General features: G+C 34.4%; 17 protein-coding genes. 10 read left to right on the top strand and 7 right to left on the bottom strand.

The features are described from left to right. Window positions 1-3: 3 nt before the first annotated feature. The 6 genes from C7972_RS15915 (at window position 4) to C7972_RS15890 (ending at window position 10,914) form a co-directional block, all read left to right on the top strand. On the top strand, window positions 4-1,089 hold the full coding sequence (locus tag C7972_RS15915) for a Fic family protein (protein WP_110357168.1): 1,086 nt from the start codon (window positions 4-6) through the stop codon (window positions 1,087-1,089). 264 nt (window positions 1,090-1,353) lie between these two features. Next, window positions 1,354-4,536, top strand: a complete 3,183-nt coding sequence (locus C7972_RS15910) for an Eco57I restriction-modification methylase domain-containing protein (protein ID WP_110357167.1) — start codon at window positions 1,354-1,356, stop codon at window positions 4,534-4,536. A gap of 5 nt (window positions 4,537-4,541) precedes the next feature. After that, window positions 4,542-4,793 (top strand): hypothetical protein, encoded by a 252-nt coding sequence (locus C7972_RS15905; protein ID WP_110357166.1) that lies wholly within the window; start codon window positions 4,542-4,544, stop codon window positions 4,791-4,793. Between the two features lie 86 nt (window positions 4,794-4,879). Continuing rightward, window positions 4,880-6,841 (top strand): DUF2779 domain-containing protein, encoded by a 1,962-nt coding sequence (locus tag C7972_RS15900; protein ID WP_110357165.1) that lies wholly within the window; start codon window positions 4,880-4,882, stop codon window positions 6,839-6,841. 18 nt (window positions 6,842-6,859) lie between these two features. Next, complete coding sequence (locus C7972_RS15895; protein WP_110357164.1) at window positions 6,860-7,792, top strand: 5'-nucleotidase; 933 nt, start codon at window positions 6,860-6,862, stop codon at window positions 7,790-7,792. A 17-nt stretch (window positions 7,793-7,809) separates the two neighbouring features. Continuing rightward, window positions 7,810-10,914: an ATP-dependent helicase gene (locus C7972_RS15890; protein ID WP_110357163.1), complete on the top strand. Its 3,105-nt coding sequence runs from the start codon at window positions 7,810-7,812 to the stop codon at window positions 10,912-10,914. A gap of 374 nt (window positions 10,915-11,288) precedes the next feature. Here the strand turns inward: C7972_RS15890 and C7972_RS15885 are convergent, their stop codons facing one another. The 5 genes from C7972_RS15885 to C7972_RS15865 all read right to left on the bottom strand — a co-directional run bounded on the left by C7972_RS15885 (window position 11,289) and on the right by C7972_RS15865 (window position 18,115). Then, entirely contained in the window at window positions 11,289-11,687 is a 399-nt protein-coding gene (locus C7972_RS15885; protein ID WP_110357162.1) for a hypothetical protein, read from the bottom strand. Window positions 11,688-11,708: 21 nt separating this feature from the next. Further along, on the bottom strand, window positions 11,709-14,225 hold the full coding sequence (locus C7972_RS15880) for a type IV secretory system conjugative DNA transfer family protein (protein ID WP_110357161.1): 2,517 nt from the start codon (window positions 14,223-14,225) through the stop codon (window positions 11,709-11,711). 76 nt (window positions 14,226-14,301) lie between these two features. Then, complete coding sequence (locus C7972_RS15875; RefSeq protein ID WP_110357160.1) at window positions 14,302-15,858, bottom strand: toprim domain-containing protein; 1,557 nt, start codon at window positions 15,856-15,858, stop codon at window positions 14,302-14,304. A gap of 67 nt (window positions 15,859-15,925) precedes the next feature. Beyond that, window positions 15,926-16,768 carry a hypothetical protein gene (locus C7972_RS15870; RefSeq protein WP_110357159.1) on the bottom strand — a complete coding sequence of 281 codons (843 nt, stop codon included), beginning with the start codon at window positions 16,766-16,768 and terminating at the stop codon, window positions 15,926-15,928. A 123-nt stretch (window positions 16,769-16,891) separates the two neighbouring features. After that, entirely contained in the window at window positions 16,892-18,115 is a 1,224-nt protein-coding gene (locus C7972_RS15865) for a hypothetical protein (protein WP_110357158.1), read from the bottom strand. Between the two features lie 61 nt (window positions 18,116-18,176). On the opposite strand from C7972_RS15865, the gene C7972_RS15860 reads away from it, so the two are divergent. After that, window positions 18,177-19,016, top strand: a complete 840-nt coding sequence (locus C7972_RS15860; protein WP_110357157.1) for a M23 family metallopeptidase — start codon at window positions 18,177-18,179, stop codon at window positions 19,014-19,016. A gap of 463 nt (window positions 19,017-19,479) precedes the next feature. Here C7972_RS15860 and C7972_RS15855 read toward each other — a convergent pair whose 3' ends face one another. After that, window positions 19,480-20,172, bottom strand: coding sequence for a LytTR family DNA-binding domain-containing protein (locus C7972_RS15855; protein WP_110357156.1), 693 nt, complete (start codon window positions 20,170-20,172; stop codon window positions 19,480-19,482). Between the two features lie 330 nt (window positions 20,173-20,502). Here C7972_RS15855 and C7972_RS23885 point away from each other — a divergent pair, with 330 nt between their 5' ends. From C7972_RS23885 to C7972_RS24335, 3 genes are all read left to right on the top strand, one after another. Continuing rightward, window positions 20,503-20,640: a hypothetical protein gene (locus C7972_RS23885; RefSeq protein WP_181422911.1), complete on the top strand. Its 138-nt coding sequence runs from the start codon at window positions 20,503-20,505 to the stop codon at window positions 20,638-20,640. Window positions 20,641-20,888: 248 nt separating this feature from the next. Then, a complete protein-coding gene (locus tag C7972_RS15850; protein ID WP_103441856.1) occupies window positions 20,889-21,281 on the top strand; it encodes a response regulator in 393 nt (130 codons plus the stop codon). Between the two features lie 281 nt (window positions 21,282-21,562). Further along, entirely contained in the window at window positions 21,563-21,730 is a 168-nt protein-coding gene (locus tag C7972_RS24335; protein WP_181422910.1) for a DUF6747 family protein, read from the top strand. Between the two features lie 72 nt (window positions 21,731-21,802). Here the strand turns inward: C7972_RS24335 and C7972_RS15845 are convergent, their stop codons facing one another. Next, window positions 21,803-23,452, bottom strand: coding sequence for a sensor histidine kinase (locus C7972_RS15845; RefSeq protein ID WP_157943814.1), 1,650 nt, complete (start codon window positions 23,450-23,452; stop codon window positions 21,803-21,805). Between the last annotated feature and the right edge of the window lie 763 nt (window positions 23,453-24,215).

Genomic DNA, 24,215 nt, shown 5'->3' with positions numbered 1-24,215 from the left:
AAAATGACAGCATTTAATAGAAATACGCCATACAATAACCTACCCTTATTGCCACCGAAAGCAACCTTGGAAACTACAAAGGTGTTGCGTAAGACCATTGATGCCAGTAGGGCATTGGCACAACTAAATGGTATGCTCACCAATTTACCAAACCCAACGCTGTTTTTGGACACCATACATCTACAAGAAGCAAAAGCGAGTTCCGAAATAGAGAACATTATTACCACCAATGATGATCTGTATAAATCTATAGTGGCGGATAAAAAGTTTGATAATCCTGCAACAAAAGAAGTGATAAGCTATAAAGAAGCCCTTTGGAATGGACTGCGCGATATAGAAAAACGCCCTTTTATAAGTACAAATTTGTGCATTGAAATTGTTCAAAGTATTAAAAAGAATACTGCTGGCATTAGAACAACACCAGGAACTGCTTTAAAAAATCCAAAAGGTGAAACTATCTACACGCCACCTATAGGTGAAAATGTGATAAGAGAGAAATTGGCAAATCTAGAAACCTTTATTAATGGTGAAGATGCTATGGACCCATTAATAAAAATGGCATTAATGCATTATCAATTTGAAGCAATTCACCCCTTTAACGATGGTAATGGGAGAACAGGACGTATTTTGTTGTTACTCTATTTAAAACTTGAAAAATTGCTGGATACACCTGCTATTTACTTAAGTGAGTATATTATAAAAAATAAAGCTGATTATTATAACAAACTACGTGAGGTTACCGAAAATAATGCATGGGAATCGTGGATATTATATATGCTCGATATGGTAGAATACACTGCTAAAAAGGGATTACAGCGTTTAAAGGACGTAACCGATCTAATGCAATTAATGACCACGGAAATTAAAGAAACCTTGCCAAAAGTATATACTAAAGAGCTTGTGGAAATATTATTTAGATTGCCATATACTAAAAGACAATTTTTAATCGATGCCAAATTAGGAACACCCAAAACTGTTGGTAATTATCTAATAGCATTGGAAGAAGCTGGGTTTTTAATATCTGAAAAAGTAGGAAAGGAAAAATTATATCTCAACCATAGATTGATGGCTGTTTTAGAAGCCTCTTAAGTGTTTAGTGTCGGTTTAGGAATGAAATGTACGAGTGCAATTTATACCTTTATGGAACCTCATTTATTGAAGATTCACATCAAGTCCATAATCCAAGGAATGCTAAAAATAGGGACATTTGGAAAAATAGATAATTGCAGGAAGTAGTGCAGTAAATAAAATTGAATTTTGTAAATAAAATACTAACACCCTATAGATGTTTAAAGTATTAATGCTCATTAAGTTTTACTATTTTAGACGTTCAATATTACTCTACAATAGTTAATGGCATTATTCCAAACATCCGTACTTAAATCACATCTCGCTTTACTCAACCAAGCAGCAGTCGATAAGGCATATAAAAAGTATCAAAAATACTTCTGGAACACTACGATACAGGAAAATATCAAAAGTGCAAAAGAAGAACAATATCAAGCAACATTTCTTAATGAATTATTCGTTAATATATTAGGCTATACGTTATTCCCTAACCCTAACTCAAACCTGACCACAGAGTTTAAAAACGAAAAGAATGCACGCAAAGCAGACGGTGCAATTCTAAAGGATGGAAGTGCTATTGGAGTTATTGAATTAAAAGGAACCAATACGAAGGACCTAGAGAGTATTCGTCGCCAAGCGTTCGATTATAAAGCAAATCAAAAAGGTTGTATCTATGTAGTCACATCAAATTTTGAAAAGCTACGTTTTTATATCAACGATGCCACAGAGTTTGAAGAGTTTGATTTGTTCACACTTTCACAAGACAGATTTAAACTACTGTATTTATGTTTGCATATTGACAGCATTCTAAATAATACTTCACTTAAAATAAAGGAGGCGTCTATTGCTGAGGAAGAACAAATTACCAAAGCTTTTTATAAGGATTATTCTGTATTTAAGCGTGAACTGTTCAGAGATTTAGTGCGCAACAATTCTAAAACCGTCAAGGCGAAGCTCAGTGCCAATATCGATGCCGATGAACAGGTCGCCATAGCCCGTCTGGAGAAGAATGTGAAACTGACGTTATTTAAAAAATCACAAAAACTGATAGACCGTTTTCTGTTTATATTTTTTGCTGAAGACCGGATGTTATTGCCATCCAACTCCACCTTGCAAATTCTTAAAAAATGGAAAAATGATCAAGATTTCGGAGATGAACGTCCATTGTATGATCTGTTTAAACAGTATTTTAATTTTTTGGATACCGGAAGGATAGGAACTCAAAACCGTGCCGAGATATATGCCTATAATGGTGGCTTGTTTAAGCCAGACGCTATTCTTGATGCTGTAGAAATTGATAGTGACCTATTGTACAAGTACACCCTTAGCTTATCCAATTACGATTTTGAAAGTCAGGTAGATGTGAATATTTTGGGTCATATTTTCGAAAACTCGCTCAACGAGATCGAAAGTGTGAGCTCAGAAATTGAAGGGGGTGAATTTGATAAGCAAACCAGCAAGCGTAAGAAAGATGGTGTTTTCTATACACCAAAGTATATTACCAAGTATATAGTAGAAAATACGGTTGGTAAACTTTGTGAAGAAAAGAAAATTGAGTTAGACTTCCACGAAGAAGAGTATTTTAAAGGTCGTAAAAATCGTAATAAAACTACCATAGAAAGGCTTGTCCAAATTCTTGATGAATATCGAGATTGGTTATTACAATTGACAATTTGTGACCCTGCTTGTGGTTCTGGAGCGTTTTTAAACCAAGCTCTTGATTTTTTGATTAATGAACATACCTATATTGATGAACTCAAAACCAAAATTTTAGGTGGTGGTTTGCAGTTTCCAGATATTGAAAACACCATTCTTGAAAATAACATTTATGGCGTAGACCTGAACGAAGAAAGTGTGGAAATCGCCAAACTTTCCCTTTGGTTACGTACGGCACAGCCACGCCGAAAGCTGAACGACTTAAGCAGCAATATCAAATGTGGGAATAGTCTGGTCGATGACAAAAAAGTTGCTGGTGACAAAGCGTTTAAGTGGGAAAATGAGTTTCCTGATGTTTTTGCTGATGGTGGTTTTGATGTGGTGATTGGGAATCCGCCTTATGGTATTTTCATATCAAATGAAGAAGAAGAATATTACAAAGTGAAATACCCGTTAACCAACTATAAAATTAATCTATACATTTTATTTATAGAAAGAATGTTTCAGATATTTGATAGAGGTTTATTTCAATTTATAATCCCGAAATCTCTTTTATTCAATACCTATTTTAAGAACATTAGAGAACATCTACTCACTCAATCTAAAGTTCACGAAATATTTATGATATCGGAAAAAGTTTTTCCTGATGCGGAAGTTGGTGGAAGTTTGATTTTAAAGTTTGAGATAATTAATAACCCAACTATTTCAAATGAAATTAAGCTGATATCAGTAGATAAATATTTTGATTATGAAGGGCAGGCGGCACTATTAAATAATATAACTCAAGAGTTTTTTCTTTCAGTCCCACATTTTGAAATTTCCCCTATTGCTCAAGGCGCTGATAAAGTCGTAAAAAAGCTTCATCTTCTAACACCAATAAGAGATTATTATGAATTAAAAAACGGACTCAATCCAGGGAATATTAAGCAAATACTTATTTCAGATGAAAAGCTTTCTGAAAAACATAAACCAATAATATGGGGAAAAGAGTTAAATCCCAATTCAATTCAATGGGGAGGTCAATTCGTAAATTATGACTATGATATAGCGGAAACCATAAGTCTTGATGATATCAAAAGTAAAAAGGGAATGAAGAAACAATCGCGTATTGACTTTGCATTACGTACACCTGATCTCTTTGAAACCGAAAAAATTGTAGTTAGAAAAACTGGAGACAGGTTTATAGCTGCTAAAGACATTAACAATTATTATTTTGACACACTTATACATGGTATTTATGCCAAAACCGAAGATTATTCTCTCGACTACTTAATTACGATCTTAAATTCTAATGTGGCTACTATTTTCTATAGGTTGCTACACGATATTAAAGGGAAAGTATTTGCAAAAATTAGTCTGGACAAATTAGGAGCTTTTCCTCTGCCTAAATGCAATATTACCTCAAGAGTAAACATTTCTAAACTTGGTTTAAAATTACAAATACTTCAGCCACAATTTGATAGTATCAAATTAAGATATTTGAAATATCTAACAGAAAAATTTGATTTATTTAAAATCTCCCGAAAACTTGAAAATTGGCATGAACTATCGTTTGGTGACTTCATCAAAGAGCTTAACAATGCCATCAAAGTCACAAATAAAACGAGGGCGGAAGAAAACCTTGAACCTGTGTCAGATTTAACCGAAAAAGATGAATTTGGGTGGATGGAACTTTTTGAAGAGAACAAGAAAAAAGCACAAGAACTTCAAAAACAAATCGCCACTACAGAAATAGAAATAGACAGGATGGTTTATGAATTGTATGGGTTGACGGAGGACGAGATTGCGATTGTTGAGAATATTGAAAAATAAAAGGCATGGAGAGTAATAAGAATTTACAACATGAATTATATGAGGAGTATAATTTAAGATTTGATACCCTATCAGATATGGAAATGGTAGAGGTTTTTAATGGCCAAGTAAATAATGGAGGCTCAGGCTCAGCTAGAATGAGTTACTTAAGTGCTATAAAATATCAATTAATAAAAAGAGAAATTGACTTTTCAGAAACAAATGGTTATTCTAAGAAAGTTATTTTAATAGACAAAAAATTGATAATCGAAGACTAAGGAATGATTCTTTGTTTTAGGACTTGAAAAGGATGACAGACGAAGGAAACAGAAACCATATGACAAATTAAAGATTGTTAATTAACATGAGGTTACTAACCAAATCAAAATTTAAACTAGGCCTTGAATGCCCCAATAAGCTTTATTACACGGGCAAGAAAGAATATGCAAACACCAAAAAAGAAGACCCATTTTTAGAGGCCTTAGCACAAGGTGGTTTTCAAGTTGAAGAACTTGCAAGAATGCATTATCCTAATGGAATCTTGATAGAGGGTAATCCTTGGGAATATGAAACGGCATGGAATCAAACACAAGATTTATTAAAGCAAGAAAATGTTGTTATTTATGAAGCAGCTTTTCTATTTGACGATTTATTTATTAGAGTAGATATACTAGTTAAAAAGGGCAATAAAATTCAGCTAATAGAAGTAAAATCAAAATCATTTACACCTGAAAATGAATTTCTACTAATAGGCAAAAAGAGTGGCATGGTAGCTGGTTGGAAACCTTATTTGTTTGATGTTGCATTCCAAAAGCACGTAATGCAACAATCCTTTCCGTCTTGGGAAATCAGGTCATTCTTTATAATGGTTGATAAGTCTAAAAAAACCAGTATTAATGGGTTGAATCAATTATTTAGAATTACTAAAAAAGGAGGTAATCGTACAGGGATAATTAAGAAAGTACATTCTCTTGAAGAAACAGGAGATTCTGTATTAGGAAAAAAAGATATTACTCAAATTATACGGGATATTGAGATTAACACGCACATGTATCATCCCAATTTGAGCTTTCAAGAAGCAATTCTATTATTCAAAAATGTTTACGAAAAGGACGAGTACGCCAATTGGCCAACAAGTTATACTTCTTGTAAAAAGTGCGAGTTTAAATGTAACAATTTAGAAGAAGAACAAGATTTAAAATCCGGATTCAAGGAATGTTTCAATAAACAACATAATTGGACATCTACCGACTTTCTTAAACCTAATGTTTTTGATATTTACGATTTTAGAAAAGGCAATAAGTTATTTGACCAGGGTATATATTTCAAAAGTGAACTTACAGAAGAAAATATAGATTTAAAAGAAGACCCAGGGCGGTTAACAACCTCGCATAGGCAATGGCTCCAAATAGAAAAGGACGTAAGCGATGACACATTTATATATGTGGATAAAGATGGGCTAAAGGATGTAATGAATACATTCGTTTTTCCACTTCACTTTATTGATTTTGAAACAAGTGCAGCTGCCTTACCTTTTAATAAAAACCTAAAACCATACGAGCAAATTGCTTTTCAGTTTTCACATCACATCTACCATAGAGATGGTAACATAATTCATGCGAATGAATACATCAATAATAAGGCAGGTATCTTCCCTAATTTTGAATTCATTCGAGCACTAAAAGCTGCTTTAGAGAATGACAAAGGCACAATTTTTAGATATTCAAATCACGAGAATTCTATTTTAAATGCCATCTACATTCAATTATTAAACTCAGATGAACCTGATAAAGATTCACTCATCACTTTTATACATTCCATTTCACACTCTAAAAAAGATAGCGCCTTAAAATGGAAAGGAGAACGTGATATGGTGGATTTATGGGATATTGAAAAACGGTATTATTACAACCCATTAACTAAAGGATCTAATTCGCTAAAAGCTGTTTTACCTTCCTCCTTGGCTAAAAGTGATTTTTTACAAAATAAGTACTCTAAACCTATTAATCAGATAAGTGTTACAAGTAAGAATTTTTCTGATGATCACATTTGGTTAGTTATTGATAAAGGTATTGTAAAGGACCCATACAAAATGTTACCATCAGTCTTTGAAGGATGGAGTGAAGACCAGATAGAAGATGCCTTATCGGACATAGAAGATATTGCCAATGGCGGAGCTGCGTTGACAGCATATGGTAAACTTCAATACACAGATATGACCCAAAATGAAATTGATGAGTTAACTAATGCACTTTTTAAATACTGCGAGCTAGACACCTTAGCAATGGTTATGATTTATGAGCATTTTAAGGAGTTGATTGATTAAAAAACAAATTATAAAAATATGCCGGTAGATTTTTCAGATATTTTAGTAATAGGGGTTTCATCGAGAGCACTTTTCAATTTGGAATCGGAAAATGCTGTATTTGACAAAAAAGGAATTGAAGGTTATCGAAAATACCAACAAGAAAGGGAAGACGAAGCTTTAGAACCTGGTACCGCATTTGTATTAGTTAAAAGTCTACTTGAACTTAATAATCAAGCAGACAAAAGAATTGTGGAAGTAGTTGTTATGTCCAGAAACAGTCCAGAAACTGGGGTTAGAATGTTAAACTCAATTACAAAACATAAACTTGATATTACAAGAGTTGCTTTATCGGGTGGCGAACCACTTTCACCATACATTGAAGCATATGACGTTGATCTCTTCTTGTCCAAAGATGATAAAGACGTTCAGGCTGTAATTGATTCAGGCGCTTGTGCGGCTGCATCTATCTATGCACCACCAACAGAGTTTGACCCAAAAGACAATAGAGTTAAAATTGCTTTTGATGCTGATGCAGTATTGTTTTCTGAAGATTCAGAGTATCGTTACAAAACAGAGGGAATGGAAGCTTTCCATAAATATGAATCAGAACATGAAGATGACCCGTTAAATGAAGGTCCTTTTGCAAAACTATTAATCAAACTTTCAAAAATACAAGTGCATTTACCAACATCAATAGAACTTACTCCACTAAGGCTCTCAATTGTAACTGCAAGAAATGCTCCATCTCATATGCGAGTAATTAAAACCTTAAGAAAATGGGGAGTTTATGTTGATGAAGCTCATTTTTTAGGAGGTTTATCTAAAGATAAAGTTCTAAAAGCTTTTGGAGCCCACATTTTTTTTGATGACCAAGAGACTCATTTAAAAGAAACAAGTAAAGTAGTTCCGTCAGGAAAAGTTCCTTATAGTTCAGACTCTAAAATGCAAGGAGTTGAAGCAAAAAAATAACCATTAACTATTGAACAATGGATGGTATCGAAAGACTTAAGGAAAATTTAAATGAACAGCAATTAGCAGCTGTCATGGAAACTGAAGGTTACGTTAGGGTAATTGCTGGCGCAGGCTCAGGTAAAACTAAAGCGCTAACCAATAGATACGCCTACATTGTTGAAGCATTAGGGATTAACTCATCTAGTATACTTTGTGTAACCTTTACAAATAAGGCCGCACAAGAAATGCGTAAAAGGGTAAAAAGATTAATTGGTGAAAATTCTGATTTAAGTTACATCACTACGTATCACGGATTTTGTGTTAGAGTTTTAAGAGAAGACATAAACAAAATCCAATATCCAAAAAACTTCGTCATAATGGACGTTGAAGACCAAAAAACTGTTCTTCGGCAGGTTTATAATGAATTAGGTTTAACTTCCAAAGTATTCACTTTTAAACAAGTTTTAAGATACATCAGTAAACAAAAAACTTCACAGGAATATCTGCAATACATCCTTGATTCAAAGAAAAAAGAAACAGATAACGAAATAGAAAAAGTCTTTATTCGGTATTTAGAAAAACAACAAAGAAACTTTGCCTTAGATTTTGATGATTTAATCAATTTCACTCTTTACATTTTTTCAAACAACTCAGAGGTACTTGAAAAATGGCAGAAAAGACTTCACTATATTCAAGTAGATGAAACACAGGATAGTTCACAAAAACAATTTATGTTGATTGAGATGCTTTCTCAATTACATAAAAACCTTTTTGTTGTTGGAGATCCAGACCAAACTATATACGAATGGAGAGGCGCCAAACCTGAAATTTTAGTTGATTTTGATAAGCAATTTGTTGACTCAAAAACAATTATAATGAATCAAAATTATCGCTCTACACCAAATATTTTAAGTCTTGGAAATCACATCATAAAAAACAACAAAATAAGAGTCGATAAAGACATGTTTACCCAAAACCCAGAAGGTGTTGAAGTGGTTCATTTTCATGGTAAAAATGATTACGAGGAAGGACTGTGGGTAGCAAATGAAATTAAACGACTGGTAAAGGATGAAGGCTGTAAACATTCTGATTTTGCAATATTATACAGAGCTAATCATATTTCTAGAAGTATTGAACAATCTCTAATAAGAGAGAACATTTCATATTCAGTTTTTGGTGGGATACGATTTTTTGAACGCAAAGAAATTAAAGATGTTTTATCCTATTTAAGATTGATTGAATTTGAAGATGATTTTTCATTTCTAAGGGTTATTAATAGACCCAATAGAGGTTTAGGTAAAAAATTTATTGAAAATGTTGCCAAAATCGCCGAGAAAGAAAACGTTTCTCTTTATACTGCATTAAAAGAAAACATATCTGAAAAGGACCTAAAGCGCAAGGGAGCAATCGATTTCATTGAACTTGTCGAGAAGTTTAAGAGAACAAAAGTTGATTTAATTATCTCTGATCTAGTAAAAGAAATAATGGATGAAAGCGGTCTTTCAGCTTATTATAGAACTGATGGAGATACGGATAGGCTAGATAATATTAAAGAGTTTCAGAACTCAATTATTCTATTAGAAAGCCAAGATGAAGAACCTATAAACCTTACTGAATATTTGCAAGAGATTGCTCTTTATACAGATATGGATATTGATGATGATAAAAATGATAGAGTCAAATTAATGACCATTCATACTTCGAAAGGTCTTGAGTTTCCATACGTTTTTCTTTGTGGTTTTACAGAAGGTGTGCTGCCTAGCGCAATGTCGATTAAAGAAAGACGAGCCAAAGCGCTTGAAGAAGAGCGACGTTTAACTTATGTAGCTATAACAAGAGCTGAAAAGGCATTTTATTTGACCGAATCAGAAGGCTTCAATTTAAGTACAGGTTTGAGTAAATATCCATCTCGGTTTTTATTTGAAATTAGCGAGAGTTATTTTGTTCGTAAAGGAGAGTTAAGTCAAGAAATAATTAAAGAAGCAAAAGAACAGTTAGTCTTAAACGCTAAACGTCAACTAATTCAAAAGAGATTCGAAGTAGGAGACATAGTTAAACACGCAATTTGGAATGAAGGAAAAATTATTGAAGTAAATGAATCAAAAGGGGAATATACTATTGAATTTAAAGAAGCAACTAAACCAATAACTTTTGAATTTAAAGGTTTATCCAAAATTGTAGAGAATATAACTCAAAACAAAGAAAATCAAAAAAGCCAAAAGCAAGTGGGTTTCTCCCTATTGACAGATGAAAAGAGGGAGGCATATATAGAAAGAGCCGCTGCTATATTAAGAAAAAAGCATGGAATTGAAGAGGACCTTAGAGATAATGAAGAAGCTATATTTATTGAAGAAAAAAATAAGGAGGTTAAGAAATTAGAAAATGAACCAGCAGCTGATAAAGAAAAAAAGCTAGACAAAAAAGTGCACGCTAAAATAAGACGATTTGCAAAAAAAGAGTATCCATTAGATAAGGAAATGCAGGATCATGTATACAAGAATCAGGTATTAGCATTTTTGTTTATGGAAACTGTGACGGATAAAGAACTAGAAAAGTACGCGATAAAACAATACAAGAATGATTTTTGCATGCAACAGCACATCTATGATAAAAGTATTCTTGCTAAGAATTATATGGCCTCTGTAAAAGATAAAGAAATCAAAAATATAGCACTTAAAAGTTTTCCTTTAGATTATGATATGCAACAATATGTTTATGACAAACAAATTGATGCAAAACTAAAAATGTCAAAATTTGCAGATAGTGATTATAGAAAAAAAGCTATTTCGCAATTTCCTGAAGACTACGTTATGCAGATTTATATTTATGAAAAATTAATCTCCGAGAGGGTTGAAGATGAACTTAATGTTATTGCTAAAGAGGCACATCTCAAAGATGAATCGAGCAATAGGGCTTCAAATCTAATAGAAGAAAAGAATGATACTAAAAGTGTTGAAAAAGTAAAAACAGAATCAAAACTAGACGCAAAGACAGTATCCAAAGAAAAAGAGACTTTCGACATGAGTGAAACTAAAAAAAGAACCACTAGCACACAAACGAATAAAGCCGAAAGTGGTAATAGTACAAAGCCTAAAGAAAAAGACAATTTATGGTCAAAATTTAAAGGTTTTTGGTCATGAGGTCATACTTATGATAAACCAAAATATTGATGAATTACTCTGACTCTTTACAAATCGCACCTTTTGTAAAGAGTATTTTACAACAATGGGGAAGTTGTGGCTATCATTGGAAACTCAAAATAATACTCGAATATCCACATTTAAGGAGAATATTTTAGAAATCTCTTAGGGGATGAATTTATTGGCCATGAATTGTAGCCTTACCCATTTTTTAGGGAAGGCTACATTAAAACATTGCTAATTGACTAATTCTCATAATAAGTTACTTTTCATTATTGGAAATTCGATTTCAAAATGACGAAATGAAGATGAATTTATGTTCAACAATAAAAGGATGTTAACCTTTCTACCAGCCCTAATTTTTCAATCTATTTTTAAATTTTCTTCTTAAACTCCGTAAGGGCATTAACAATGGCAGATTCTAACTCCTTGTATTCCTCTTGAACATCGGTCTGGTAGACAATATTCTCCCCTATATTGTCCTTTGGAATGAATTCGTTATCCTCCGTAAGAATCCATGCCGGATTATAGCCCAATGAGTAATAATACAAAACCAATTTTATGGTGGTCAGTGATATGGCCCCCCGTTCTACATTGACCAAGGTATTATAGTCCATATCAAAACGTTCGGTAATCGATTTAATAGAAAACTCGCTTGAACGTTTATTGCCGGTATCCTTTTCGATCAGTTCTTCTCGAATCATCCTTAAACGTTCGCTGATGTATGCGAAACCCTCAGTAGAGGCTCTCATCATCTCGTCAATATCTTTCATATTTTTAATTTTAAATATAGATTATTCCTTATACATTTCTATAGGATAGCTTGACAATAAGCTTTCCAAAGAATCAGTAAATACATCTGTTTGGTTAACCGCAGAAACACTTTCAAAAGTAGGTGTTTCATATTGCCTACGAAAGGCATCTGCCAACTCCCTGCTGGATTTACTGCGGTATTTCTTCATAAAATCTTTTGCAATGACTTCGTCCTTTTCCAGAGATTCCGCTATTTTATCGCCAATTTTGTGTTCATCAAAAATAACCAACTTTGGTTTATTTCCAGTACATTGAACGTATTCCCGTTCAACAAGCTCATTGATATCTTTGATCACCTTTAAAAAATTAGCGTCCAGAATCCTATCTATTTCCTTGTCTATATACATGCGATCTACCAGATTGGCAATATAATGCTGTATATTTTCTGTATGGTCGGAATGATTCTTTGTCAATTCCTCCAACTTTTGTAGATGGTCGAACAATTTTAGCTCATGGGCCAAAGGGACAAATTGCATTTGCTTTATATGATTATCGTATTGATCTTCTGCAAACTTCTTAATGTAAGTCGTATAAAAGTGCAAATAATTCGTTTGACCAAAATCGAGGTTCCGTACAACATCAAAAAAGTCTAGGCTGTGTATCAGTTTCATCTTCGAATCCACTAGTTCCTGATGATTTGCACTTTTAAATTTGTTATGCACTGGCATTTCGTATTTCCCTTGAATTTTTTTGGATTCCATATTGGGTTTTAACAACCCAAAACACAGTTTTTGTTCAATAGGGTTTTCAAAGGTATCTGCGACAATGCCCCCAAAATGGCCTGTAGACATACTAGTAATCTTGCTTTTTGGCAACAATTCCGATAGAATGGTACTGAAATTTACAGTGGTGTCGTTGTTGGAAATTGCCTTGCTTTTTTTTCCTTGGTGGATACGTCCAAATATCTCACTGATCCTTCGGGCCGTTTCCCCTTTTGCAGCTCCACTGAACACATTGGAGCAGTTGTCAAAGATGACCTCTGCCAGTTCCCTGCCGTAATCGGCTATCAATTGTGTAATACTCTGTATACCCAGTACTGTGGCCACATAATGGGACCTTCCGGTATCGATTATCTTACGAAGTCCCATAATAAAAACGGTTGGGAGTTCATCCAGGATAAGACCCAAAGGCCTACAGCCAGGTTTATTTACCACTTGCAAAACCTTATTAATATAGAGTCCTATGGGAGCGGCATAGATTTCGGAACGGTCGGGATTATTTTGAATACAGACTATTTTAGGTTTTTGTGGATTATTGATGTCCAACCTAAAATCGTTACCGGTCATGATGTAATAAATTTCCTTGCTGGCCAGCATGGAAAGGGATATCTGGGCGCTTGCGGTCTGACCGGCCAATTGCTGGCCCGCTTGCCTCTCCATGGCATCCTTGAAAGGGATCATCAGACTGCGGACTTCTACTTCCTTCATCATAATTTCCAACAAGTATTCGATGTTTATTGTAGATAAGGTTATGACATGTGGCAAAGTGCAGATATTCTCACCCGTCTCCTCGGATTTTTTCTTCAAGTACCAGATCAGTCCCGAAACAAAACTAATGGCGCTCTTGGAAAAGAAATCACTGCGCTTTATCCAATCTTTGTTCAGATTTTTCATGATAATTGTAGCGGCATCTGCGGCATCGGTCTGGTTTCGCATTAAATATGGGTCGATAGGGTTACAGCGATGCGATTTTTCTATATCATCAAAACTCAAAGTATAAAACTCGGGTAGTCTGGATTTTTCTTGGACATCGTTTGTGCACTCCTTTTTTCTTCGCCAATAGTTATAGGCAACCTTACTAAGCGTATCGAACTTAAAATCATATATCAACAACGTAAAGTTTTTTTCTATCATTTGCTCTATAATCTCTTCGATCAGCGCAAAGGATTTTCCACTACCTGGGGTTCCTATGACCAATAAGGCCCGGAATAAATTGACAAAATTGATCCACCCTTTCCGCAGTTGTCCTTGGTATTGGTATTCATAGGGAATGTTTACGGAATACTCTGTATCTATGCGTTCTTCCATTTGCCGGAACGTTTCGTTCCGATCGTTAAAAGGGTCATCCTCGGCATCATTGACAAAGTCCATCACTTGGAAAAGATGTACCGAACCAGAAACAGAAAACAGGAAACCGATATTATATAAAATCAAAGAGCACCAGAGCAAACTGATTTGGGAAGGTTTAAAATATCCTGTTATAAATAAGAGTACACAGCCAATTCCAAAATACGTTAGGCCGGTCAAAAATGATTTGCCCTCTTTTTTTCTGGGATTATATAGCATGACCGAACCTAAAATGAACATCAATAACATTGTTCTTCCGGGTAAGGGCTCTTGCAAAGGCTTAAATCGAATAAGGAAATCATGTATGATTTGTGAAAGTTGTGAATCACATTCCAGATATTGCACGATCGGGTAATAGGAAATAAAGCCTATAATAGCAAAAAAGGTTACCGAAAGTAGCATGGCCGAGAATGCCAGATTCTTGTCGTTCATAATGTAATCAGAGTGTTAGAGAAACTTACCTAGTACAGATTGTCCTTTAATTCTTCTGATAAGGGGTCCATGAGTATCATTCTATCAAGTTTTGTAAGTTATTGTTATTCTTTATTTCCCATTTCTTTTTTTCAGGAGTAAGGGGAGCATTTTTCTTTAAATGCGCCCTGATTTCCGAAAAGGGAATGGGATAGCTAAATTTCAATCCAAAATCGCATTCCACGCTGTTGCTATTTATTGATTTTATGATACCAAGGTTAGGTGTGCCTTCAGGCCCTTTGGTTGTTTTCAATTCAATTTGATCACCGATGACCATAGCATTCGGGTTGAGGGTCTCCATTTTAACATATTTCACCTTCTTGGAATCCCTTAGGTCATCGTTCCAATCCTTTCCCTTGGATTTGTGGATAGTTGCCTTAAACGGGAGATAAAGTTCGTTAATGGTCTCTAACAGGATTTTGAAGAGATTTTTTTCTCCGTCTATAGGAATGGTATTAAAAACTTCTGCTAAGGAAAATTCCAATATAATCCTGTCCGTAGATCTTACCCATTCGATAGAATTCGACATAAGTTTATCCCATCCTAGTTGGGACGTTAATTTTTCCTCCAGCAAGGTGATATGATTGGTCAATTGAACCCCGACTTCTGAGGTGTTGTTAATGGTTAGCCTTACATTTCCGTGGCTATATGAACTTTCCAAATATACATTTGGATTTAAACGGTTGATAAGGCTGCTAAACAACTTTAGGTCAAACTCGAAACCTTTGATATCATTGTCCATTATGGATATCATGGATACACTGTTTGTCTTAAGGTAAGGTTCGGTTAGTTGACCGAAGAAATCTAACTTTTTTTGATACACGTTGCCACTAAAGGATACATAAAAATTATCTGCACTACCATGTAGTTCATGGTAGGAGAGGAGGTCTATGCCACTTTCCCCGACTATAATTTTTGAAGGATTCTTGATGGGGTTGGAATGAAATAGGAAATGATCCTTTTGATTTAGTACCAGTCGAAACTTTTTTATTTTGTTGTCCCCTCTGCTCCAATATGATTTATTGTAGAGAATGTAGTTTTGGGGATTGTCGTCCAAATCGTATTTTGGAAAGGCAATGTTGGCGAACTGATAGCCATTTTCCACAGTGGGATACGCATTATAAATACGGCCCTTAAATATAGGGCTGTTTAAAGTTGTCTTGGAAATACCCCGTTGTAGCTTTAGATAACTTGAATTCCGTAATGGAACAATGGTAAAATTATCCTCCAAGGATTTTCTCACGGTATTGGTATCTCTAACTTCCATAGGTATATTTCCAATATAACCAGTCCAGTTCACAATTTCTAGTCCGGCTTGCACGGCCTGGTAAAAATTCGCGTTCCTCCGCATCAAAAACCCAAAGAAAAGGCCTTTGTCCTGGGAATCGTTTCGGTTGAAATAGGTTACCGGCTCTCTGGCAATTTGTAGAACAATGCGGTCTCTGTCATTCTTGAATTCCATAGAACCTGCACTTTTCTTAATCAATTTGTATCCATTTTGATATAAGTACGTCGGAAAATTGGCCTCAGTATTGATTTTTGAAATCAATCTTTTATAATATTCAGGGTCATCTATGTAATTAGAACTTTGCATAGGAAGGATGTAAAATGGCCGACATGCTTGGCGTGTCGGCCATTTGCTTGAATTAGTATAAACTGAGTTACATGCTTATGGCGTTTTTAGGCTGTTTCTTTTTTTTTTCGCCGTCAATGGTTTTGTTCTCCTTGGCCTCTTTATCCAAAACAATAGTTTTGTCCAAATTTTTGTAAAGAAAACGTTGGTTTTTAGCATTCCATCGAACCATATAGGTCAAAGGTCCTTTTTGTGTCTTTCGAATGGTGATCTTAACTTCTTCCCCTTTGTTCAAATTGTCTGCCTGTTGTTTGGTCAATATTTGGCCCAGAACATACATATTTGCAGACACAGCCGATTTAGTGCGGATATCGTTCAGTTTTGGCTCGTAATAGGCCAGTTTTTGGAAGGTATCGCCGCTCAAGGATGTTCCTGTGAACTGAACGGTCTTGCCTTCTTGTACCATGGCATGGTATTCATCCTTGGTAAATTGATATTGAAAGGCATTGGCATCTTCAAGTTTAATCTGTTCCTTACGTTTGATCTGTACATCCAATCTGGACCCGTAAGTGGAGTTATATAGCATTTGGACCATCTTGACCGTTTCCTTTAATTTGCCATCATTGATGTATGTTGTCTCGATCAACTGCTCCCTACCTTCTAGAATCGACTCTTGAATGTTGGGTTCCAACTTCTCAAAACTTATGTAAGCGCCTTCCAAACGTCTTTTTACATCGGCCTCGGCAAATTGTTGGTCCTTGTTTTTTTGGACTTCCACATTTCTGCTGTCCTTCAACATTTCAAAGGATGGATTATTACCGGCTTTTATTTTGAAGGTTTTATCGTCCATAGATATCGCTTCGGCCTTTTGCCAAACTTGATTGACATTAACGAATACTTTTTGGATCGTGTTTTCTACTTGATTTTCCATTTTTGAGTGATTTTTAATTGTTACGGAATTTGAATTTGTTACTTTTGAATGACTTTCGAATCAGGAGTGATTTGTGAGTTACGGAATTTGAAGGAAAGAGGGCGGGAGCGCCCTTTTTCCATTTTATAGGGCAATCCTATATTCTTTCAATTGTACCTCCTTCCTTTCATTAACTTGATTTTGAGAATTTTCCCATTCAGTATACCAATTGTCAGACTTTGGCTTTAGAATATCTATTGTCTTGTTCAGATAGTTTTTGTAATACGACCAGACCAATAATTTAATGGCGTTGGATTCAATGGGTAATCGGACTTTAATGTCTTCATTATCCTTGGAAACCAGAATACTGTATTTGTTCAGCCTGTTTTGGTCTATGATTTTGTTGAAATTCAAAAAGCTTTGGGCTAAGTCTTGGTTAAAGCGTCTGGTATGGTCGTAAAAGCGGGAGAAGGATTTTTCCTTTCCCATGGGGAAGCGTAATAGCATATCCCTATCGGTCAAGGTCAAATTAAAATCGGAATCCTTTGTATATGATATAAAATGGAGATCCCGCAAATAGCCCTCTATTTTTTTATTTCCCGTGAAGCTTAAAAAGAGTTTGTCCACTTTCGTTAGCCTTTGTATCTGGAAAAGTATATCGGTCGTCTGGGAATTTATCGCTCCCAATGCCATGTATACTACATTTTTTAATTGGAATTTTTTATGGAATGCCAAAGCTTCCTTAGGATCTTTAAAAAGAAAAAGGCCCTCTATTCTCTTTGGAATATTGGAGTACCAAAGGGAGTGTTTTATAGCTGACTCTTTATAAGGAACTACTTCTTTGTCCGTATCTAGGAAATATCCGCAGACCTCGTTCTGCAGATTGAACAATGGAAATAGCGGACCACCTTCATGATTTTGGAAAACACGCCCCGAAAAGGGAATAGAGCTTTCCACACCATGATATAGGTCTTTGGTAGTATCTTGGAGTGGTGACCTGTAAGATAGAAAGTGATTATAATCCTTTGGTACTATTTTTAGAGTGGATTCCGGGTTATTGGATATTAGAAGGGTTATGGTTTCCAATACTTTGTTATATAGGCTATCTACCTTATCCCATATCAGTTCCTTGCCGATTCCTTCAACTTTTGATACATGCTCAGTAATTAGGTCGGAGGCGGATAGTTTTTCCTGTGGCCGTTGCACCTTATAATAAAAATATCCTTTTTCGGTATTTATGATCACATAGTGCTCACCACCGTTCTTAAGTATAAGGTGGGTATTTTCGGATTGCACAACTCGGTACCCCAAATGTTCAAAGAGATTTGGAAGGTGTATTAGGTGGTCTTCTATAAGCCAGTTGTTCATCTTATTCCGAAAATTTGTTTATTTGTATGTAAATAGTAATTTTGTTTATAAATACAAATATATGATTTTTTTTGAATCTACAATTTTTTGGAGGAAAAAAGTGGGTGTCACCAAACCAAAGTCAGCTAAAACCTTTGGAAAAAAAGAATTCGCCTATTTTCTTTTTTTAATCATTATGTGCCTGTTCTTTATAATATGGCACTGTCCTTATAATACAGCACAACGACTTAAGGACAACACAATCACAATGGAGCTTTATGAGGAACGCCTTAAAATGAATCTGGTATCAAGCTCTGCGGATGTGGACCTTATAGAAAGGGAGCGTGATCAATTGTTACTGACCATCGAAGAAAAAATAGTTGGTTTTCTATACCAAATACCCGATTACTCTTATATAAGCTCATTGGAGACATACCTTCAGTTCCGACCGAAGTTATTAGAGCAGTTTCCTTCTGCTGTCCCTTTGGAGAAAGGCAATTATTCCATTTCAAGTAACTATGGCATTCGTGTCCATCCAATTTCAGATAAAGAGAAGAAACATTATGGAATCGATTTGGCCACCGCGCGTGGAAAATATGTTTATTCATCGGCATCAGGTACTATCCTGAATATCCTATATTCCAAAAAAGGCTATGGTACACATATTATCATTAAACATCGCTTTGGTTTTGAAACATTGTATGGACACCTGAACAAGGTGCTTGTCCGAAAGGGGCAAACAGTAAAACAGCACGAAATGATTGGCGCGGTGGGTAGCACAGGAAGTTCCACAGGATACCATCTACACTATGAGATACTGAAGAATGGGAACAAAATAGATCCAATACTTTCATTCAATCTAAAGAAGAATATTTATAGCCATTTAATTGAATCAAACACCATCAAAGATGGAGTGGAGTAAAAGAAAGTGGTGGATTCAATATTCTAAATTTAAGTATAGTTATACCCCTAAAAAAAAGTATTAAGGGGTCTACTCCTAAAATCTTATTTTATTAAATATAAAATAACAGATGTTAGAATCAGATATTACCTAGTGCCCAACTGGTTTTTTTGTAGATAGGGGAAAAACGACTGGATAGCTTCTAAGCAATTTTCAAAGGAGTGGCAAAGGGATTGATGTATGCCAAAAGTGATTTTATATATCATGGTTATACCACTGTTTATAATTTAAATAGGATATCTATGTTGACTGTTGCCAGCATCAGGAGCTCGATCCAAAAATATAAAATAACTAATTTTGATTATGGCTTAACCTAATTATTAGATTTTATCTCTATAATAAGTATTTTCATAAATATCTATAACATGAACACGAGAGCTTCTTAAAGCTATCGTGTTGGGAATCTAAATACCTTTAATAATCTTTAAACATTATAAAGTGCATCAGCCAATTCGGTTTTTTTGTTTCGGCTCAATGGTACCTGTGTTCCAGCTACTTGAACAATTTTACTGTTAAATTTTTCAATTTTTTCCAAATTCACGATATAGGATTTGTGTATCCTTAGGAATTTATCCCCTGGCAACTGTGTTTCAAAAGATTTCATAGTAGAAAGTATAACGATATTACCTTCATTGGTCACCAATTTAACATAATCACCAAGAGCTTCGATCCATTTAATATCGTTTAGTACTACCTTGCGTTTTTTTAGGTTACTTTTCACGAAGATATATTCTTCTTCCTCATTTGACTTATGAATCTGCTCGTATTTGGCCACAGCTCTTTTTACAGAGGCATCAAAACGGGATAAAGATATAGGTTTGTATAGGTAATCCGTAATGTCATAATCAAAAGCCTTAAGGGCATAGTCAGGATTGCCTGTAATCAAAATTACCTGTGGAGGGTTGTCCAACGATTCCAAAAGATCGAAACCACTGATGATCGGCATTTCTACATCTAGGAAAATAAGGTCGATGTCATTATTTTTGATACCGCTTTTTGCTTCAATGGCATTGCTGAACTCGGCTACCATAGCCAGGTTTGGATGATTGTTCACTAATCTTGCTACGGCGATTCGCTGCATAGAGGAATCGTCTACAATTATACATCTTAATTTCATGATAGGTATATTCGGGGTTTAAATCACGGCCAATTTACTTAAATAGCCATTTCAGCCTGTCAAAATGATGTGAACGGCACCTAAAATGTTGCGTAGATGCAGGTAGTGATTGTTTAGGAGTTTGGTCGAGTCCATTTATGATTAATTAATGCCCTTCATAACCTAAATTTGTGACTGTTCTTCAATTGTAATCCATAACCTCTTATTGGAGAGGTGACTTGTTAAGAACATATTGATTTCTTTGAATATGCTTTTTCCCTGTTAACTATTTTTATTATTAGATTTTAAAAATCTTGAACATTTTTGCTATTCTATTTGAAAAATAGTAGAATGGAACTGCAATTTTCAAATACCGTAGATGTCAGAAATAACCTATTTTCACATTCCAACTTTGAATTTGTAACCATCTTAATGGTAATAGTGGACGAGCGGGGAAGGAAATTGAATAGACTGGTAATTTCCAGATAATTACGTTCGTTTTGTAACTATTATAAATCAAGTAGCAATTACACCGAACTAGGTATTTAAAGGTTGTTAAAAATGGATGACTAAAACACCGGATAAAGAATAAAAAGAACAAAGTTCTGTTAGACGCACCTCATTTATGAAGCTTTCTTGTTACAGCGAGAATATGGACCTTTTGAACGTTTACCAGTTAGATTATATAATTAATTGATAATTCTTTCTCATATTTACAACTATTAAATTTCTCAAAAATGGAATTGAAAGTTTGCATTATAGATGACGACTTAGTGTCGCAATTCGCGTCAAGATATTGCATAGAACAATCAATTTCTAATTGCAGGACTATAGTTTGTGATACTGCGGAAGAAGTTTTGAACATGTTTGCCCATCCTGTAATTAATAAAGAGGATGTGCCGGATTTAATATTTCTAGATTTGGTCATGAACGGCATGGACGGTTGGGAATTTCTTGATACAATAAAGATTGGCAGCAATGTTTTACAAAAAACGGACATCTATATTCTATCCGCCTTTTCAAATTCGAAAGACCGGACAAGGGCTAAGGAGCACCCCATGATAAAAGGGCATTTTGACAAACCACTTTCCAAAAGCATTATGGAAAAGATTCTTCATTCAAAAAAGTAATAAACGAATCGTTTTTCAAAACTGTACATTTGAGAATTGCAAGATCGTTATGCTCTTGCATAGCAGTGTTCTTTCAATTCATTTCATCCAAAGTTTATTGTAATTTCATAGGCTTCCCTGAAAATGCATAAAATGCAGATATGAATTCGTTGAAGTGCCATAATTCTTGATGAATATTTATTTTTCTTCATTAAACCGTATTTATTGACATCTTGTAGAAAAAGAAAGTTCAAGGTAAATTACTGCGATACCTTTGCATCCAAACCCCTAAACAATTTGGTATGGAAACAATTTTACTTTTTAAAGAAATATATCTCAATGGATTTAAGCAGCTGGGAAGTTGGCTGGTAAAAAGCTATTTCAAAGCTTTTTCATGGTTCAGTTTTGCTATGTTTATAGTAGTCCTATATGCATTTGGGTACAGATTAATTACTGGATTCTCTTTTTGAAGGATTTAATAGAATTAAGAATTAGAAGATTTGATCCTTCCGTCGCTTTTCGGAAGGATTTTTTTATAAAAACTAAAAATATATTTTAAAGGTAGTACCTATATTCTCTTTACTTTCAATAGTTATAGTTGCATCTAGAGCTTCTAATTGGGATTTAACTAAAAAAAGACCAATACCTTTACCTGAAATATTTCTATGAAATCTTTTATACAGCTTAAATACATTCTCACCATGTCTATTTAGATTGATTCCTATACCATTGTCCTTTATCACGAGCACTTTTTTATCATTTTCAATAAAAGTTTCAAAATGGATATAGGATGATACCCCATCCCGCCGATATTCTATGGCGTTGGATATAAGGTTATTTATTATGCTCTTTAAGTAAAATCTTGAGAAGTGTACATCCTGCCAAGCTGATAAAATGAGCGATATTTTAAAATCATTTGAATCCAATAGCGTTTTGGAGAAATCCTTTTTGACCTCATTTATCAAAGTTAAAATATCAACTTCCTCGACCTTAACCTTTCTATCATCTATAATGGATACATACTCACCCATATCTTTGGTGAGTTCCGTAATACTTTCGGCAATTTGACTTAGTTTTGGAAGAAGTTCATTTATTTTTTTTTGGGGGTCCTGTTCTTTGTTGATCATTGATACAATCAATGACATACTTGTTACGGGAGCTTTAAGGTTATGCGAAACCAAATAATTAAATTCACTTAATTGCTTGTTTCTGATCGTTAATCGACTATTTATATTGGAAATTTGCTCGTTGTGTTTGTCCAATAGATTTCTTTTTTTGTAGAGCAGCGCATTCTTTGTTTCCAATTCATTGACATACTTTTCTCTTTGTCGTCTGCTATTTACAAAAAAGTAAGCTATGGTCAATAGCATAGTAATAGTTATAAAATTGAAAATACCGATACCAAAATAAAGGAACTTTAAATTGGCGAGTAAAAATTTTGGAGGTAATTCTTGAACAACTTTCCAATTGTAAGGAGCAACTATTTCTAATTGTGTATCAGAACCAAAATCCAACACCTCATTCAGACTTAACGTTTGAACAGACCATATATGATCATTGCTCAAAAAGGTGGTATCCTTTTTAAATAACTGGCCGGAAAGACCATATTTTTGGTTCAGAGGAACTACTGAATCCGATATTTCAAATGGAATTTGGTTTATATAGGTATTGGAGGTAATTATATTCAAGTTATCATCCAGTAGATAGAAATTATTATCAACTATGTTGGTTCTTAGTTGGTTAAGAATTCGATCCATTTTATAATTGATGACCACAACACCTATCTTTTTTTTATTGCCATCAAAAATGGGTTGCACTGCCCGAATAACAGGTTTGTATGGTTTTTCAATTTTACCATTTTCCCTGTTCAAATTAATTTGAGATAGGTAAAGTTGCCCGTACTTAAGGCCAATCCCCTCTTTAAAATAAGTGCGGCTACTTTTGTTCTGCAATTCACCAAATTCTAAAGAATCGATTCCTTTCCGCTGCACACGAAAAAATTCTTTACCATTTAAGTCAAGAAATCGAAACTGATCGTAATGGGTAATTCCCTTAATAATTTCAAGGTATGGTTCCATGAAGGCCCTATGGGTATTCAACGGGTCAAAGTCTTTTGGAAACTTCAGTTTTGACCAATAGTTGGCATTTTGTATGGGTGCCTGAAAAAGATCTATAAAAGATTTTCTCTTCATAATTGTTTCACGCTCTTGTAACAACGAGAAATTTTTTATTTGTACGTTTTTTTGATAGATGAATAGGACCAAGGAAAATATTAAAAGAGGAAAATAAAGTATTGCGAAAATTTTAAATACCTTTTTCCACATAAAATCAACCTATTAATTTTTTTCGCTTATTGTACAAATAACACATTGGATTGTAGGATTGTAAGTACACTAATATAAGAAATATTCAGATTGTCGGATAGTCTTTCACTAATAAACTTAATCCAAATAATTTATGGACCGGACCAAAAGTTTTGAATCCAATAAGACTGTATAGTTTTAAATCTTGCCCTTAAAGATAAATTTTGAGGTTAATCTTTTGTAAGATAAAATTCATTGCATTTAGAATTTAACTCATTGCTGATTATTGTGCTTGATATTGGCTGTCAACAGTCAACTTTTTTTACACATATTCAGTTTTTCACTCGGCAAAAGTTATCAAATAGGTTTGTTGTTTAGAGTGGAGCTGCGCTTGAAATTAAAAAACAAATCCACTAAGTAATCACTTTCTTCCAGACATAAGATTCTAGTAACTAGCAGAAACTTATTTTAAAGCATTTAGAGGCCAGCAAAATGGTTTTGTCTGCCTATCCACAATATTCCGATTTATCAGGAAATAAAATCAAGGTATAGCGGTTTAGAACGTGTAGAATATTTTCTATATGTCCAGCTTTGAATCCGGTAGCATCAGCTAAAAAATCGAAATTAATTTAAATACAAAGGACTCGATTTT

The organism is Arenibacter sp. ARW7G5Y1, from assembly GCF_003201775.1.
Classification (GTDB): domain Bacteria; phylum Bacteroidota; class Bacteroidia; order Flavobacteriales; family Flavobacteriaceae; genus Arenibacter.
The sequence above is the reverse complement of the archived record's forward strand: the minus strand, read 5'-3'. Positions and strand labels throughout refer to the sequence as shown.

Coding starts and splice junctions, on each gene's coding strand:
- C7972_RS15915 (WP_110357168.1), top strand. CDS start 4: ATGACAGCATTTAATAGAAATACGCCATACAATAACCTACCCTTATTG.
- C7972_RS15910 (WP_110357167.1), top strand. CDS start 1,354: ATGGCATTATTCCAAACATCCGTACTTAAATCACATCTCGCTTTACTC.
- C7972_RS15905 (WP_110357166.1), top strand. CDS start 4,542: ATGGAGAGTAATAAGAATTTACAACATGAATTATATGAGGAGTATAAT.
- C7972_RS15900 (WP_110357165.1), top strand. CDS start 4,880: ATGAGGTTACTAACCAAATCAAAATTTAAACTAGGCCTTGAATGCCCC.
- C7972_RS15895 (WP_110357164.1), top strand. CDS start 6,860: ATGCCGGTAGATTTTTCAGATATTTTAGTAATAGGGGTTTCATCGAGA.
- C7972_RS15890 (WP_110357163.1), top strand. CDS start 7,810: ATGGATGGTATCGAAAGACTTAAGGAAAATTTAAATGAACAGCAATTA.
- C7972_RS15885 (WP_110357162.1), bottom strand. CDS start 11,687: ATGAAAGATATTGACGAGATGATGAGAGCCTCTACTGAGGGTTTCGCA.
- C7972_RS15880 (WP_110357161.1), bottom strand. CDS start 14,225: ATGAACGACAAGAATCTGGCATTCTCGGCCATGCTACTTTCGGTAACC.
- C7972_RS15875 (WP_110357160.1), bottom strand. CDS start 15,858: ATGCAAAGTTCTAATTACATAGATGACCCTGAATATTATAAAAGATTG.
- C7972_RS15870 (WP_110357159.1), bottom strand. CDS start 16,768: ATGGAAAATCAAGTAGAAAACACGATCCAAAAAGTATTCGTTAATGTC.
- C7972_RS15865 (WP_110357158.1), bottom strand. CDS start 18,115: ATGAACAACTGGCTTATAGAAGACCACCTAATACACCTTCCAAATCTC.
- C7972_RS15860 (WP_110357157.1), top strand. CDS start 18,177: ATGATTTTTTTTGAATCTACAATTTTTTGGAGGAAAAAAGTGGGTGTC.
- C7972_RS15855 (WP_110357156.1), bottom strand. CDS start 20,172: ATGAAATTAAGATGTATAATTGTAGACGATTCCTCTATGCAGCGAATC.
- C7972_RS23885 (WP_181422911.1), top strand. CDS start 20,503: ATGGAACTGCAATTTTCAAATACCGTAGATGTCAGAAATAACCTATTT.
- C7972_RS15850 (WP_103441856.1), top strand. CDS start 20,889: ATGGAATTGAAAGTTTGCATTATAGATGACGACTTAGTGTCGCAATTC.
- C7972_RS24335 (WP_181422910.1), top strand. CDS start 21,563: ATGGAAACAATTTTACTTTTTAAAGAAATATATCTCAATGGATTTAAG.
- C7972_RS15845 (WP_157943814.1), bottom strand. CDS start 23,452: ATGAAGAGAAAATCTTTTATAGATCTTTTTCAGGCACCCATACAAAAT.